The sequence below is a fragment of the Paenibacillus sp. UNC451MF genome (assembly GCF_000686845.1).
Classification (GTDB): domain Bacteria; phylum Bacillota; class Bacilli; order Paenibacillales; family NBRC-103111; genus Paenibacillus_S.
The window spans coordinates 323,753-340,687 of record NZ_JMLS01000003.1 but is presented as its reverse complement, the minus strand read 5'-3'; the positions used below and the strand labels follow the sequence as shown (position 1 = coordinate 340,687).

Sequence of the window (16,935 nt, the reverse complement as noted above, 5' to 3'; positions counted from 1 at the left end):
ATGCTGCTTAATGAAAAAATCAAAGTGCTGCTTGCTGACGATCAGACTATGATTCGGCAGGGATTCAGCTATATTATTGGTTTGCAAGCCGATATGCAGCTTGTTGGAGAAGCTTCGAACGGTCAAGAAGCGGTCGATTTGACCGCCGAGCTTCGGCCAGATGTCATACTAATGGATATACAAATGCCAGTCATGTCTGGGATTGAGGCCATGCAAGAGATTATGAGACGCTGGCCTGAGACGAAGACCGTCATACTGACTACTTTTGACGATCAAGAGTATATTTATCAAGGCATTCGTGCTGGAGCGGTTGGATACTTACTTAAAGATGCAGAGGTAGAGCAAATGCTGGACGCTATCCGCTCCGCCTTCCGCGGCGAAGCGATATACAAGACCGGGCTTGCAGCCAACGCACTTCTAAGGGTGGCCAATACCGGCTTTACGATCGCAGAAATCGGGAACAAGCCTCCCCTATTGGATTCTTTAACTGAACGCGAGCAGCAGATATTGCAAGAGATGGCCTATGGGCTTCGCAATGATCAAATTGCGCAAAAGCTATTCATAACCGAAGGCACAGTGAAGTCTCACGTGCATCGTATTTTGCAGAAATTCGGCTGTGAAGATCGCACACAAGTGGTAGTCGCTGCACTTCGTAATGGTATGGTGAATTGATATGAAATCCTGAGCAGGCTAAAAACAAAAATCCGCGAATATCGCGGATTATCAATCTCCTCCCCATTTCCACATTACCAGCTTGATCTTGTGAGCGGTACTTAAAATGATCAAGTTGCTCTTGAGCAACTATTATAGGTCCTACATAGCTCAGCCATGTGCTGCCTCCGTCAAGACTATACTCTGTGACTGACATACCGGACAAGTTGTCATAGACACTCAAGCTAACGGTCACAGGGTATACTTGCCAGCCATTATCTGGAGATGGCGAATACGTCACTGTGGTCACTGGAGCAGTCTTGTCGATATTTACAGCAACCGTATGAGCCGATTCCAAATTACCTGCTGCATCAACGCTCCAATAATCAATGTTGTGGGTCCCTTCTGTGTTTATTGATACTGATTGACCGCTTTGTCGTTCACCGCCATTTACAGTGAAATATGTGGCTAAGACCGACGATTCCTGGTCAACTGCGTTCAGAGTGACTACAATGTCGTGTTTGGTCCAACCTTGCGGTGCGTTATCGGTAGTAATAGGAGGTATCTGGTCCATATTGGTCACAACAACCGTCCATGTTTGTTTTCTCCCGTTCTCTGCTTGCACGACAACCTGAACGGGTGATGAGAAATCCATTATCACAGCTGGTGATAGAGTATGTGCGCCTTCTGAGAGATCTATATCGACTTCCAGATGACTTACATCTGTTCCATTGTAAACAGCAGCTGTCACTGTGTGAGCTTGCGGGTCAATGAGTGCATTGCCATTCTGCCCCATTGCATGGAACCCAATAATATCTGCCCGAGTAGAATAAGGACGAAGCTGCTTCAACGAAGAGGTCTTGACCGTGTTGTTCTTCGCGAACACATCCATATAAAACTCCGTCGGAGCGTCCGGTGACTCCACTTTAATGCTAAATTCATAAGGGTACACGTTTCGGTCCACCTGCTGCCATTCACCGTCACCTATACGATAGTGGAGCCTGACCTTTTCTGTTGCATCCGGCATATCGGTTACGAGCGTATACGCATGATAAAAGGACGGATCCACCTGAATCACAAAACCTAGACCGAAATCTCCTGTAGTTACTGGATGGGTAACCGTCTGAGCGATAGGTCGATTAATGCCGGCAGTAGAGTCGATATCTGCAAAGGCCGGCTTTCGCATCTCTGCATGCTCCATGATGATTCCTATAATCCCTTTTGCTGGTATCGTAAGGGTAAGCTTCCCGGAAGATATGATAACCTGAGTTCTGTTGCCGTTAGCATCGACTAACGCAGCGGAACCCTCCAAAGATGCTCCACCTAGCTCCTGCCCGAAGGTAACCGTTGTTGTAATATTGGTAGAATCTTCATTCATGAGAGCTACACCCAGCATTCCGTCCTTACGTGCAGCCAGCCAATCGATCTGGATATCACCTGTATTTACCAAATCCTTCTTTAACCATGGCCACATATTATTTTCGCCAAAGAAACTACCTGGTGCGCTACCAAATTGACGGTTGTTGAAATAGGAATATCCCTGCTGACGAAGAAACGGAAACTGGATCTGACCGTTAGACCAATTCCATGCCTGTGCGAACAGAAAGTCTGTCAAAACACCATAATATACTGGAATATGATGGTAATAGATGTTCGTCAAATCTGGCCCTGTGTACGGATAATTTACTTCCTTCTGATGGACCATATATTGGTTCTGATAGTATCCAGGATAATTAGCCCCTCTTCCTAGAATTGCATTACGGGCTGCCATTTCAAATGTTTCATCCCCGGTCAGCTTAGCTAGTCGCATTAAATCCGGAGCCCAGTTGGACATCGTAATATATCCGGATTCTGTGCCCATGAAGGAGCTGGCCTGCTCGATTCCAAGCCCTACAGGCGAAGGAACCCATGCTGGAGTTGAAGCGTCTTGTAGACCAGCAAGTCCTTGAGGGAAACCAAGGCGGTCAACACTTTCTCCCTTCCACCAGAAGTGTGCATTCGGCATGAAGCTCTTTGACCGAATCTCGTCAGCATCGATGGTCATTTCACCTTGAACAATCGGGTTTACCTTTAATGTCGTAAGCAGTCTACGCGCCGTTTCTTTTGCACCTTCTAGGTACCTTACTTCCCCACTGATCTCATACAAGTCCAGAAGCCCATTCAAGCTAGGATAATAGTTAACGTTAATGAAACTGTTAAAATTGTTTAAGGTTCGGGGAGGTGCTTTAGTAAATACATTCATATACGCGTCTGCTGCAATCATGGCCTGCTCAAGGTAAGTGTGGTCTCCCGTAAAACGATACATCCACAAATCTTCTGACCATGTCGTGGCGTTGCCGGATGATAATCTCTTACCTTGATCCACTCCTACCTCACGCAGTGCAGGAGTGAGTCCCCTTGCCATTTCGTTCAAGCCTCCGAACACACTTGTTCCAAAACCCTCGACCGGCGTCCCAATAGGCAGAGGATTTGGAAATGACAAATTCGAGATAGCTACAGAATTACCTTTCGAAGTAAAATGCATGCTCTCTCGGGTGAGCAGATTTTCCAAAGTGGGCACAACTCGAGATTCGTAGATATCGTTGTCCTCCGTCAATAAATACGACTGCATGACAGCCATCGGACTGCTCTGTGTGGCCACATTTTGCGCTTCCATATTATAGTGCGCCTTCATATTCTCGTCCCAGCCGCCGTAATTATCGTCCATCATCAAATCCTGAACATTCAGAATCGTGTCCGTTAATGAGGCGGCTACATTCTTGCGGTAATCCTTCAATCCCATAATCGTTTGTGTCACATGCCGATACGTGTCAAACCAGTCTTCGAGCCTAACAATCGGCCGATATTTAAAGGTATACGTATCATTTAGCGCCAACTGTGAACCGGGTAGCCCCGGTAGTGGTGCAAACAAGGAGGGCTGGACACCACGGTTTCTCCCCATAATGCCAAGACCAAAGTTCGAATTATTCTCATAAGCCCATCGATCAGAAATTGAGTCTGGATCGACAGCCATAGCATAGGTCACCTTCATACCACCCGCTACTTCCGGTTTATTGGAAAGAGTCATAGAGCTATAGGCACTTGAAGACGTTTGTTCCGGAACGAGAACAGGCTCATCTGGCATTCGCTTACCCATATAACGGAATGGATTCAGCAGGAAATCAACTCGGTCCAGTGATTGTTCGCTTCCGTTGAACATCCCTATGCTGAAGATACCTGCTTGCTTTGCATGAAGACGCAGTGTGACTACTGGCTCCTCAGCACCTGACGGAAGGCTCCATTCCGCTTCCAGCCTGGCAAGGTTATTCTCAGCTATTAGTAATGCCGTATGGGCCCCGCTCATCGTAACGGAAGCAGGAATCATCCAGTTAGGCATCCCGCTTTCAAATGGATTCACCGTGACCGTCCTGACGTCTTGACCATCAACCTCGACTGTCGTATCAAAAATCGGTGTTTGCTGACTCATTCCTATAGGATGGCTGCTATTCCCATAGAGCAGCAAATAACCGAACTCATCCGTTCTTGCCTCAACTTGAACGAAGCTTTCGCCATTCTTGATATAGGTCTGCTTCTGAATCACATTACCATGTGTAGTGGACACTTCATAGAACTTTACTCTTACATGCTCGTTTTCCAGTGTAAATTCCCTCAAAGGAGCGTTATGGGTCCTGGCCCAATCGGGATAAACTAATCGGTCCTTGTATGTATTGCTCGGGTTAGCAATATTTAATATTTCACTGTAAGAATTCGGAGGTACAAAGTTGATATCATTCGATAGAATAATGCCATCGGTCCGTGCAAAGTAGCCTGAGGTATCCAACAACTGCAGAACATTCTCTCCCGCTTGCAGTATGATGGTTCCTCCGTCCTCCCATGCCCAACTGTTGACGCCATGTGTACCAAAGGTTTTCTGAAGTTGAGTTCCGTTGATGTTAACGTTAAAGAAGCGGGTTCCCTGACGCGATGTGAAGTCACGGCTATGAACCCATACCTTATATGTTCCGGCCGAGGATGCTTGAAACCTGGCAACAGCCGGTTGTGCTAAGGATGGATCGAATACCGAGTTGTCCCCTGACTCCAGTCCTTTCAGATTGAGTGAACCGAATGATTCGTTATAGCCCTCTAAGATCCATGATCCGAATTGTTCAAAGCTTGCCGGACGAAGGAATATGACATCTGATGATGAAGAGCCCTCGGATATAGGACGGGATAAAGCCAAATTTCCTTTTAAGACCTCATAATCATTTGTCGGCGTGAAACCGATATCAGCAGAGATTAATATGGCGGCAATTTTAGCATTGGATGCATGTGTATCATTCAGCTTTAATGTTACTTGACCAGCCGGGACATCGATTGTACCTGCATCTTCCCATGCCCAACCGGATTTACCATGAACGCCTAGCGTTTCAAGAGAAGTAAATTCGCCTATGTCCAGCTCGAACCCGCCTGTACTTATTTCATCATCCTCCGTGTATGCCCACACCCTATAGATGCCGGCAGAATCAATATCAATGCTGGCTTCAGCTGGCTGCGTGGAAGATGGATTACCATTGGTCAATCCTTGCAAATATGTTCCTCGTATCGCTGCCCCTGAACCTTGCTGCGTCCAAGTTCCCCTTTTTGCGGCGAACTGCTCGGGTACAACAAAATAACTCGCGAAATAGCCTGGAATATTAACAATATCCGGCATATTAGCATAGGAAGACAAGGGTACTTTTTCCATGGGGGTGCTTAAACTTAGCTTCAATGCTGAATACCCCGAATCCGGAATGAACAAGGGATTAGTTGTTAGCAATATGGCATCTACACGAGGGTAGTAGGCAGAAATGTCCTGTAACGTAATAGTCGTTTGTCCTGCACCCAGCTTTACCCTTCCTCCCAACTCCCACTTCCACCCATTATATTCATGGGCCCCGAACGTATAAGGGAGCATTTTCCCGTTTAAGCCGATAGAAAATTTTCTTTGTCCAGCCGATGCAGTAAAGTCACGGGTATGGGCCCATACATAATAGATATCGGATGCCGATATATCAATAATTGCACTAGCTGGGCTTGTCGCTTTCACATTTCTGTCGCTCCGGCCAACCAATGTGGTATCGCGTAATGATCCGCCAGATGGCGATTGAATACTCCAGGAACCGGCATTTGCTTGGAATTGTTCCGGAACGATAAAATAGTTGTGATGATCTCCCGCTTCATTTGGAATTTCAGGCATATTCGTGTAAACCGTACCCTCTGCCCGAACTACAAGAGCTGGGGGAAACAATGATATAAGTAAGCTCCAAATCACTATCCATATCAACTTTTTATTGCTCAATCCTCACTCACCTCCTGAATCATGTAAACATGCTTATCTGCAAAAGGCGTCTTCGCTTTGCTTCCGATTTTTTTGATGTAGTGATGCCTCCATTGCTCCTTCAACGAGAAATTTTAGCGCAGTCCCTCCTTTATCCCATAATGACGCTTGATCAATTGCACTTATGCCTGATTCAGTCCAACAGCCTATCCCTACAATAGAACCATCCTTCGTACTGAGCCAGCCTCCCGGCCTTTGTTTTATTACACCGTTTTCTTGCTCTGATAAGATAAAAGAAGGGGTTTCCCAATTTTTTTCGCTGACGTGAAGCAGCGGACCAATCCCTACACTTGATCGGTTTTTTACCTCCGACAGAAGTATCTCCAGCACTCCAAGGAAATGAATTTCTCCCCTGTTTTCTGCAACACTGGAGCGAGCAGCCACTTCTATGGATATTTCTTTTTCCCAATAGGAAGGACCAATTCGGATATCAAAATGAGTTTCATCGAAAGTGAAGCTGTATTCCTGTGGCTGATTCCAATTGCCATCACTCAATGCGGTGAGTGTCCAAAAAGAATAAACAGAAGAAGCATCAACAGGCTTTTTGTTCATCAAGCTTCTTACTATTACAGCTTCTTCAGTGCAATCAACGACAGCTCTGCATTTTATGCTCATAAGTCCTTCACGAGTCACAAGCCGCACACCAGCTACAATCATCTCATCTTCTTCTATATCCCATAATAGCTCTATGGGAATAACCTCGAAGAGCACATCAATATTTCGTTCTTGAACAAACACGTCTGCGAGTAGTTGAGTCAGAACCGGCTCAAGCCTTGCGCCATTAAGCCCCCCATAGGCGGACATAAGCTCAACCCATGCTCGATATAGCGGGTAACTTGACGACAATCCCAATGAGTCTTGTATCGGATGACGGGATAACCCGACTTCGTGGACAAGTGAGCTGCTATTTGTCAGTATCGCCACTTTGTACCCCTGTTCAGCTAATGCACATGCGTGGAACATTGCAGCTATTCCGCCTCCCAAAACGGCAGCATCGTATCCGTCTTGTCTCATTGAGCAACGCCTCCTTCCAGCTCCCTAATAGAGAGTAACCGCTCCATTTCATCGAGCCCTTTTGCTGCAGCCAACTTCACAAATGTTCTTGAATCATTCAAATAAGTTTTACACATATCGATACCACTCCCGTCACCGGTCTTTGCCAGGATTAGGGCAACCCAAATAACCATATTCCATCGGATAGATAAAACCGAATTCTCTCCCTTGGACATATAGCCGTTTCCTACCTCAGGGCAACTTAACCACTGCTTCAGACGTTCTCTCAGATCAACCCTTTCTCCGTGATTCAATTCTCTGCAAATCTCGAATAAATATTGAAGAAGCATGGAATTAATTCCTGCGGTATGATCTTCTTCCAATAAGGTTAAAATTTCACTGTAAGCTTCCCGGCAATGAAGCAGCCGAAGCACAATTACCGCTGACACCCACTTCGGAAGCGCCTTAACATGCTGGGGGCGATTGTTCTCTCTTGCTCTTATCATATTGAGCAAAAACGGAATTGCAGCCTTGGAGCCCAGCAATCCGAGGGCGAGAGCTGCCGACCGTTTAATAGCATATATTCGCTTCGATCCTCTCATAATATCGAGCAGAGGCATTTCCGCAGCTTGCCCGAGGAGCCTCATCCACCAGATAGCTCTCCCTTCCTCTTCTGTACCCAAATAAGCAGCCAATTGTATGGCTAGAGCGGTTCTCTCCTCACCTACAAGGCTTTGAATATAAGTAGGAGTAAGCTGCTTAGAGCTTAGTATTCCTTCTTGGAACATCAAATTGGTAGTCGTTGATCTCGTTAAGTCCTCCTCTTTGAGTACCCCACGCTCTATTAATCTTCGCTGAAGCTTCTTAATTGAAAGCTGCCGGGGCTCTAGCAGATCAGCAGCGCTCAAAGCAGCCGCTACCCCCGCTGCTTCACCAATTTTCTGAATATCCCGCTGCATACGTACTCCCATGGATACCTCTCTATCGACAGAAAGTGCACGACTTGCTACAAGCAGGCCATTTACGCCTTGCGGGAGCAAGCTTCGATACGGAATATCGCACCATATAGATCCATTCTTGAACATATCTAGGACCACAAGCCATATCTGTGCAAAATCCGACTCATTACCTAAATCTCTTGCATGGGTATCGTAATGCGAGCAAGTTCTTGCAACGACATCATCAAAATGCGAATCATACAAGTAATCATCTATATGGACCACGTAGTCCCCGACAATATGGCGCCCCTCCCTTACACCTAATTTAGGCGCGACGGAAATCAAATGTCTGCCGACTCCATTGCCTTTAGTCAAAAATCTCAGCAGATGGGCACGACCTTCCCTATAGGCTGAGCTGATATCGTCCACGTTTATCGAATGAACCCAACCCGCGTCAAAATTTCGCAAACTAATCTGCGGCTTGCCTGTCTTAGGATGCTCATCCAGAATACGTGGGGTAAGCGAGTACGAATGGGATACCCCGTCGAAGGGTCTTCCAATAGTGTAAGAAGCACCCGCCGATGCTGCGATGACCCGTACGACTATATGTTCTCTTCTTGCATACACGCGAATGGTGATCGTTTTATCAGTTGAACTTTGCTTCACCCCGTAGTAAATAGCGTTTTCCACGAGAGGCTGTAGGACAAGCTTGACAATTTTGCAATCCAGGAGTCGCTCCTCCACACTGCATTCAAATGAAAACTTGTCCTTATAGCGCAGCTTTTGCATCTCCACATACAGATTGACATGCTTCAGCTCTTTTCGGATATCAACCAGATCCTCTTCCGTTTCCAATGTTAGGCGGAGAAGAGCAGACAAGGATTGCAGCATTTGAGAGGCTTCGTTCTTCCCATTCGTCAGTCTCATGACTTTCCAATTGATGGATTCTAACGTGTTATAAAGAAAGTGAGGGTTGATTTGCGCCTGAAGTGCTATAGCTTGAGCTTTCCGAAGCAGCTCGTATTTTTCCTGAAGCTGAGCCTCGACACTCTGATTTTGGTGAAACGAAGCGGTCAGATTAGATAGAATGTATCCAGTTTCGTTCCACTGACTCGTAGGAGCTTTGCGCAGCATAATAAAAGGATTCTCCTTATTCTCAATCATAAAGAGAATTTGGCGTATCGGGCTGTAGCTTCTTACTGCAATCATAAAGGACAGGACAATGGCTGTGCAGGCACTGACGGTCAGAAGCACCACCATCAGCTTAATGACACGTGATTGCTCGGACTGATACTGTTGTAAGGGGACGATCGATATATATTTCCAATCTTTTACCTGTGAAGGCAGTAACGACACTACTTGATTCTTCCCGTTCAATTTAACAATTCGGGAGGTCATTCCTTCACTTATAAGCCGATGAAGCTCAGGGTCCGTTTCTTCGACTGTAAGATTAAGCTTCTTTGAATCCCGGTTGTACATTACTTTACCTTGAGAATCTACAATATAAATACTTTGCTGCTGATTGGAGCGATCAATCCGTCTGCCGAGATCCTCCAGGTTCATATTGATACTTACAACGCCACCTTTGTTCCTATCCGCTGTGTAAGCAGGTACGCGATTGACGAAACTGAGAAGCGGTTCAGAGGATGGAGCAAGCCCCGTTATCCACAAATGGGGGATATCCCTATTTTGTACGTTAATATGGGGCCACCATCGGTAATATTCATTGTTCTGGCTGCTGCCAGAACCTGCTGTCAACAGAAAATCATTGAATTCGGAATAAATAAAGATAGAATCAATGTAGGTACTCGTCATATTCACCGTTTGCAGCACCTGTTGGATACGGATGATTCTTAATGCCTCGTTATACTCGAGAGGAGAAGATAATCTCTCGGACATCAGCAACACCACATCCGGGTCCGACTTCATCCTAACCGACAGACGTTCCGCATCGGAAAGAATCATATCCACCGAATCTCGTGTCCTTGCCAGCTCATTCTCAGCAGATCGTTCGATCTCCGCTCGCATATTCCCATCATTATGCATGTATACAAACACGCTAATGCCTACAAGCGGCACACTAATCAAAGTCATAATTAATATGAAATTACGTAATAAAATACTGTTAAATTTATAATGCCGGATGTAGCTCCATAGCTTCATATTTGTGTTATTCATAGCTTATCTCTAAACTCAGTGGGAGTTAGTCCTGTCTGCCGTTTAAACAACTGATGAAAATGCTTGATGTCCTTGTACCCCACAAGGTAACCAATCTCATACACCTTATACTTAGGGTTTCTCAAATACTCCATCGCCTTCTTTATTCGAACATCGATTACAAAATCGGAAAAAGTCATCCCTGTCTCCTGCTTGAACAAGCGGCTGAAATAGACCGGATTGAGTCCAACATGGTGAGAAACCTCAGCTAAAGTCACATTCTTCTCGTAGTGTCCGGATATAAACTGTTTAGCATGCTTGATGATCAACCGCTCATGTACTTCAACTTCCTTTGCCGTTTCGTTCTTTTCCTCAAGAACCGAGGAAGCTTTGTGAAACGAGGCAAACAGTGCTTCCAAACTTGAGAATAAATCCAGCTTCTCTAAACAAATGGACAAACCCACTAATGCGGATAAGGAGGTCTGAATGTGCATGAAGTACGTCTCTACCCTTTTCTCAAATACTTCTGAGGACAGATCCTCCAGCGCATTACCAATGATAAGAAAATGGGTTTTATCGGCCTTGACACAGGTAAATTGGATCTGATCCCTCTCTTTAGTAATGGCTAAACTCAGGACTTGACGGTCCTCCAAGTTCCGTTCAGCCGGATGGTTAGGGCTAGATTCTGTGGACCATGCACCTCTCAGGATGCAGCACATCCCTTTCTCCAGATCAACAGGAAGACCTAATTGCTTGAGTTTTACTCCAAGCTCTTCCTTTTCTTTATCTAATGAACTTCCAAATAGAAGGTTGTAGAAGAATTGTTCCATTAGCAGCGGCCGGAGTGTCTTAACATGCTGATGCTGCCGGATAACTTGCTCATGCTCTGCCTTCTCCTCTTCCAGCTCCTTATGTATCTTCCGGAATATGTCTGTTAGTTCGTCCAAATCCGTTGGCTTGAGTAAATAATTGGATACATTGTAATTAATCGCTTCTCGAGCTAGCGTAAATTCCTTAAAACCGCTTAAAAAAACGATTTTAATTTTTAGCTTTTTATCGTGGATGTACTTTGCCAGATCGATCCCGCTGACGAAAGTCATTTTAATGTCGGTAAGAATTACATCCACTTTGTTCTCTTGAAGATAGTGGATTGCCTCTCTTCCATCCGATAGCTTGTCAACTACGTGGAAGCCTAGACTCATCCAATCTACAATATCGCATAAACCTTCTCTTATGTCTTCTTCATCGTCTACAATAATCAGCCTGTACATAATATGTCCTCCCAAGAAATGCACTTCACAATTGTAACCGTTTACAATCAAGTAACAAATATTATAGCCCTTCCTGGGAATGGATTACAAGGAGCTCCCATTTACATATAGGGGGGCAAATGATACTAATAATTCATTTAGTTTACATAATATATTATATGTAAATATAAAAAGACGCTCTTGTAACTTAACCAAGCAGCGTCCTCTCATCAGGCAGCAAGAAGCATTCACTTCTCACTACCTTTATCTGGTAATTTGTTCATTGATATACTCAACTTGATCATTAAAGTAAAAACCTGCGGGTACAATTTGTATACTGAGCAGCCCCTGTTCCCATCCGCACGTTAGAGTAAACTCTTGCGTCATTTCGAACATTGTCGTTTGAATGACAAGAGTTTTCTCATCGACCCAACACCCTGTGCTGAAAGAAGATATTCCGAGGAACGGGTCACTTCCGCTTCTCCACTCCATAATACCGAAAACAAGCTCGCTCTGGTTCTCCTCCCTGTAAAAAGTCAAACTGCCACTACTTTCATGAAAATGAAATTCGCAAGCATCAAATTCAAATTGATTCTTGTCTAGAGATATACGCTTGCCATGTAATTGTGCTGCGACAGGGGAGCACTTATCACCAACCGGCATGATTAGTGATAAATGATTCAGCTGCTCTTGAAGTTCAACATAGCTATTTCCCTCTTCCGGTAGAGTTTCGCTGTTCATTGCAGGATACAACGTTTCCCATAAGCTATCGAGAATTTGCTGTTGTCCATCACGATAGTTCATCGTGTTTGCCGTCGATACGAATACGGCCTCCTTGTGAGGAATAACAACAATGAGCTGACCGCCAGCCCCGAAGGCGCAATAGGAATCATAGCGGGTTCGCCAAAATTGGTAGCCGTATCCTTGTGTTCCGTCGAGAAGAATTCTGGTATTATTAGTATCTTTATGCTTTGAAGTACTGAGTTCCACCCAACCCTCAGGTAAAATTATCCTTCCTTCCCATACTCCTTTTTGTAAATAGAGCTGTCCGAATCTTGCCATATCTTCTGTGGTACATTTAATGCCGCTCCCCCCTTTGTTGATGCCCATGGGGCAGCTCTCCCATTCGATCTCTCCTATGCCGATAGGGTCGAAAAGCCTTGTTCTTAAGTAATCATGGACTGTCATCCCTGTTAATTTTTGCAGTATTGCACATAATGCATGAGTCCCGGTTGTATCATAGGCAAAGCTTGTACCTGGAGGGCGGCTTGGCATAGTGTTAAGGAATGACGCTACCCAATCATTTGTCTGAGTATTCGCAGATTTGGAATGTACCGTTGCCATCTCCAACAAGTGCTTGATTCGCATCATTCCGGTATAAGGGTGGACTTCCCCTGATAGCTTTTCAGGGAAGTACTCGGCCACAGTATCTTCCAAAGACAGCAGACCTTCACCAATCGCAATACCGATAGCCGCGGATGTCACACTTTTGCTTACAGAAAAAGCTTGATGAAGTTGACTCTCATGAAAAGGCTTATAGTATCCCTCGGCAGCAACCTTCCCGTAACGAAGAAGTGCAAAGCTGTGGAGGTGAATCCTCTTCTCTTTTATTGCCTCAATAAAATCAATAATTCCTTTGGAAGAAATTCGAACCCGCTCAGGCTGTACCCTCTCCAGTTCAAGTCTTTCTTTCACCTCAGTAATCCCCCTTTGGAATGTCCTGCCTTCAGATTTTTATCATTATACTACTGATAAAGATAAGAATCTTTAGAACAATCCGCTGAAAACAGGGTAAAATTTCGTTTATTTGTTCTGAAGCGTTCCCCCATCGACATTTTCTTCCTTCTTATTGAGAAAAAACCAATTAATGTACTATATAATACTAAAGATTAATGTAAACGGTCTCAAACAGGCTGTTATAGGGAATTAGTGTTAAATTAGAAGATAGACAACAAAAGGAAACCCGACCATAATAGAAGGATGAAGTTTACAGAAAGAGGGAATTGTATTGGACGAACTGCTGGATAAGACAGAAGCTAAGAAGAACGGGAAATATTATTTTGGCGTTTACATGTGGCTCCTATCCTATATGAAGCCATACGCTTGGCAAATGACGTTATTTATTGTCTGCGGCCTGGTTATTTCCCTCTCGCAGATGGGCATATTTCGTGTCTTGCAGTATATTATCGACAACGTGATTATGGCCAAGGATTTAGAAAAATTCCGATTCATCGTTATTATCCTGATCGGTGTGCTTGTATGTATGTTTGGTGCTATGGCTGCCAACAACCTGCTCTCCCGACTTGTACGTGAGAAAGCATCCCGGGATCTGCAGTACGCGTGTATGAAGCAGCTTCGTCGTCTCGGCTTTACCTATTATGAGAAGCACGGTGTTGGGGAAACTTTGTCCCTGCTGAACACAGATGTCGCTTCTGTGCAAGGGATTTATCAACGGCATTTTCCGAGTCTCGTCAACAATGGCATTATGATGTTCGTAGCATTTGGCTTCGTGATTCATACCAACGCAATTCTTATGCTGTCAACCATGCCCTGTTTTTTCCTTTATTATTTGGTAGGTCCGTTATTACAGAAGAAAACTGCCTATTGGGGAAAAGTCGCAAGAGATCGGCGTACCGAATGGAATCGTAAGATATATGAGAGTATTTCTGGATTGACTGAAATGCGTGCATATCAGCGCGAGGAATGGGAATTAGAACGTTATGATGCTAAGCATGAGCACTTCAACGTCAGCCAAAAAAAGCAGTTTATTTTCCGCGGCGCCCGCGCCCTCTCCAGACAGCTGTCTTCCTTTGCAGGTATGCTCGTCATGTTCATTGCCGGAGCTTATCTTAACCGGAATGGCTCACTAACCGTAGGCGAATTTGTCGCCTTCGTGATGTATTACCAAATGATGAATCAGAATTCTGCCCAAATCGTGCAGATTCTCGTAGATCAGAGCCTTGTACTTCATCAAGGAGAGAAGATTAAAGATTTCATGGCGCTTCATCCCGATGTTGAAGAGTCGCCTGAGCCAGTGGTCTTGCCAAGGGTCCGTGGAGAATTAACCTTTCGAGACGTCCATTTCGGCTATGACAGACGTGAGATTCTTCAAGGCTTTTATCTTAACATTCGTGCAGGCGAGCGGTTTGCATTGGTCGGCCCTACGGGGAATGGCAAATCCACCATCCTTAAACTAATCGGCCGGTTCTATGACCCCACCTATGGCGATATTTACCTGGACGGAGTTCCGTTAAAACAATTATCGTTCTCACAGCTTCGCGATTCGATTGGCTATGTGTTTCAGGAAACTTATTTATTCGGTTCTTCGATTCGTGAGAACATCCGATTTGGCTTCCCCGAAGCAACAGACGATCAGGTCGTGGAAGCGGCGAAGGCCGCGAATGCGCATGACTTCATTATGCAGCTGAAAGACGGCTACGATACTTTGGTCGGTGAACGTGGTGTCAAGCTGTCAGGAGGTCAACGCCAGCGGATCTCTATCGCCAGAATGTTCATTAAGGATCCAAAGATCATTTTACTGGACGAAGCTACTTCCGCTTTAGATAACGTGAGTGAAATTGAGGTTTTGAAAGCGCTTGATACTTTAATGCATGGACGCACGACAATAGCCGTAGCCCATCGCCTATCAACCGTCCGTCATTATGATCGGATTGTCGTCATCAAGGATGGCGTTGCCGCTGAAGCTGGCAGCTATCACGAGCTTGTAAATAACAAAGGCTGGCTCTATGAGCTCGAGACACGAGCAGTTGCCGGGAATCCATAGAGAAAGAGGTAGCCGATGAATACTATCAAATGGATATGGAATTACGTGTACAAAAGTCGGAAAATGATCTTAATCAGCATCGCTGTTCTCGGTTTGCAGCAGTGGGTGCAGCTTATGGCACAGGGCTCCCAGAAATTTTTTATAGATGATATCCTTGTCAACAAAAATTACGACAAGCTTCGCTGGGTCCTTCTCTATTTAACGGCTACAAGCTTGGTTGCCTACAGTCTCAATTGGTTAGGCAATTATTTGACCAGGGTGAATCAGCTGAATCTTCACCGTCTTATGGGAACCAGCTTGATGGCCGTCATACAGCGGAAACCGGTTGCAGAAATGCAAAACCAGCGGACTGCCAAATGGGTGCAATATTTTACTAGCGATATCCAACAAGTTTCCGATTTTGTATCTCGTGACTTAGCGAAAGGTTTCCAACAGGTAGCCGGAACTATATTTCTGATCGGTGTCATTGCTTGGGCCAGCCCGATGATTCTAATCCTCGTTCTCGTCTTCAGTGCGCTCTATATCGGTCTCGGACGTTATTACGGCCCGATTATGAGGAGTCAAACCAAAGAGATGCAAGAGCGTCGCGGCGATCTATTGGTGAAGATTGAGGAAGGCATTTCCTCCACTAGGGAAATTATTGCTTACAATCGTCTGGAATGGGAGGAAAGAAATTTCCGCAGCACGTTCCAGATCTATTACGATAAAGTCATGCAGAACGGAAAATTGGCAAATTCACAGCTCCTGCTGAGTAATACTGTGCAGTGGATGGGAAGACTTGGTGTCCTCATCATAGGAGGTTATGAGGTTATTCAAGGAAACACCACCCTCGGAACCTTCGTAATCGTGTATCAGTATTCCAATCAACTGTTCCAAAATTTTCAGAACGTATTCAATTTCTTCATGAATATGTCCGGTCGATTGGCATTTGTAGATCGTGTCAAAGGACTGTTCGATCAGGAGGAAACAGCGGAAGGAACGAAAAATTTGAATGGTTCGGTGCGAAGCATTCGTTTTGATCAAGTATCCTTCGCCTATTCTGAGGAAGGACGTCAAGTATTAAATCAATTAAACATGGTCCTGGAGACAGGACGTAAGATCGCCATTGTCGGTACTAGCGGAGGCGGCAAATCAACCATAGCTCAGCTGCTGCTTCGGTTCTTCAATCCTACCCAAGGCTGCATTAGAATCAACGGAACCGTCCTCTCCGATATCCGGATGGAGCAATGGATGAGCAGAATATCTGTCGTTTTCCAAGAGCCGTTTCTGCTCCCAGACACTATTCGTAACAATCTGCTGCTGGGCAGAGATCATTTATCCGAAGCCGATCTGATTGAAGCCTGCCGTATTGCGCAGATACACGATTTCATTGACTCTCTGGAGGATGGCTATGATACGGTTATCGGAGAGCGCGGATACACGTTATCAGGCGGCCAGCGACAGCGTATCGCTATCGCAAGAGCCATCATTAATGACCCGGATATATTATTGCTCGACGAAGCAACCTCGGCACTCGATATGGAAACGGAACGGATTATGCAGGAGGAGCTTGACCGGCTGCGCCAGGGCCGCACCACCATCATCATTGCCCATAGACTATCAACCATCCGCAATGCAGACGTTATTTTCGTTATGGATCAAGGAAAGCTCGCAGAACAAGGAACACACGAAGAGCTTATGGTGAACGGAGTCATTTACAGACAGCTTGTAGTTTCTATGGCAGAAGCATCCTGATTCAATTTAAGAAGCATTGTGTGCACATGTGTACGCAATGCTTCTTCATTTTATTACAAGCAAAAAAAAGAA

8 protein-coding genes are annotated in these 16,935 nt (G+C 45.2%); 3 read left to right on the top strand and 5 right to left on the bottom strand.

From position 1 onward, the window contains the following. Complete coding sequence (locus tag BP97_RS39560; protein ID WP_081823967.1) at positions 1 to 672, top strand: response regulator; 672 nt, start codon at positions 1 to 3, stop codon at positions 670 to 672. On the opposite strand, the gene BP97_RS0106950 is transcribed toward BP97_RS39560, so the two are convergent. The 5 genes from BP97_RS0106950 to BP97_RS0106930 all read right to left on the bottom strand — a co-directional run bounded on the left by BP97_RS0106950 (position 560) and on the right by BP97_RS0106930 (position 13,040). Further along, positions 560 to 5,968 carry an OmpL47-type beta-barrel domain-containing protein gene (locus BP97_RS0106950; RefSeq protein WP_028548446.1) on the bottom strand — a complete coding sequence of 1,803 codons (5,409 nt, stop codon included), beginning with the start codon at positions 5,966 to 5,968 and terminating at the stop codon, positions 560 to 562. The two genes, BP97_RS39560 and BP97_RS0106950, sit on opposite strands and share 113 nt — an antisense overlap. Before the next feature lie 33 nt (positions 5,969 to 6,001). After that, entirely contained in the window at positions 6,002 to 7,021 is a 1,020-nt protein-coding gene (locus BP97_RS0106945; protein ID WP_028548445.1) for an FAD-dependent oxidoreductase, read from the bottom strand. Then, on the bottom strand, positions 7,018 to 10,116 hold the full coding sequence (locus BP97_RS0106940) for an FAD-dependent oxidoreductase (protein WP_028548444.1): 3,099 nt from the start codon (positions 10,114 to 10,116) through the stop codon (positions 7,018 to 7,020). Before BP97_RS0106940 ends, BP97_RS0106945 begins: the two co-directional genes overlap by 4 nt. After that, entirely contained in the window at positions 10,113 to 11,366 is a 1,254-nt protein-coding gene (locus BP97_RS0106935; protein WP_028548443.1) for a response regulator transcription factor, read from the bottom strand. The genes BP97_RS0106940 and BP97_RS0106935 overlap by 4 nt, the downstream gene beginning before the upstream one ends. Positions 11,367 to 11,609: 243 nt before the next feature. Continuing rightward, the gene (locus BP97_RS0106930) at positions 11,610 to 13,040 is read right to left on the bottom strand and encodes a serine hydrolase domain-containing protein (RefSeq protein ID WP_036745595.1); all 1,431 of its coding nucleotides are present in this window, start codon (positions 13,038 to 13,040) and stop codon (positions 11,610 to 11,612) included. A gap of 313 nt (positions 13,041 to 13,353) precedes the next feature. Between BP97_RS0106930 and BP97_RS35540 the strand changes: the two genes are divergently transcribed. Beyond that, positions 13,354 to 15,129, top strand: a complete 1,776-nt coding sequence (locus tag BP97_RS35540; RefSeq protein ID WP_051620423.1) for an ABC transporter ATP-binding protein — start codon at positions 13,354 to 13,356, stop codon at positions 15,127 to 15,129. Positions 15,130 to 15,144: 15 nt separating this feature from the next. Then, complete coding sequence (locus tag BP97_RS0106920) at positions 15,145 to 16,863, top strand: ABC transporter ATP-binding protein (RefSeq protein WP_028548441.1); 1,719 nt, start codon at positions 15,145 to 15,147, stop codon at positions 16,861 to 16,863. The last annotated feature ends 72 nt before the right edge of the window (positions 16,864 to 16,935 follow it).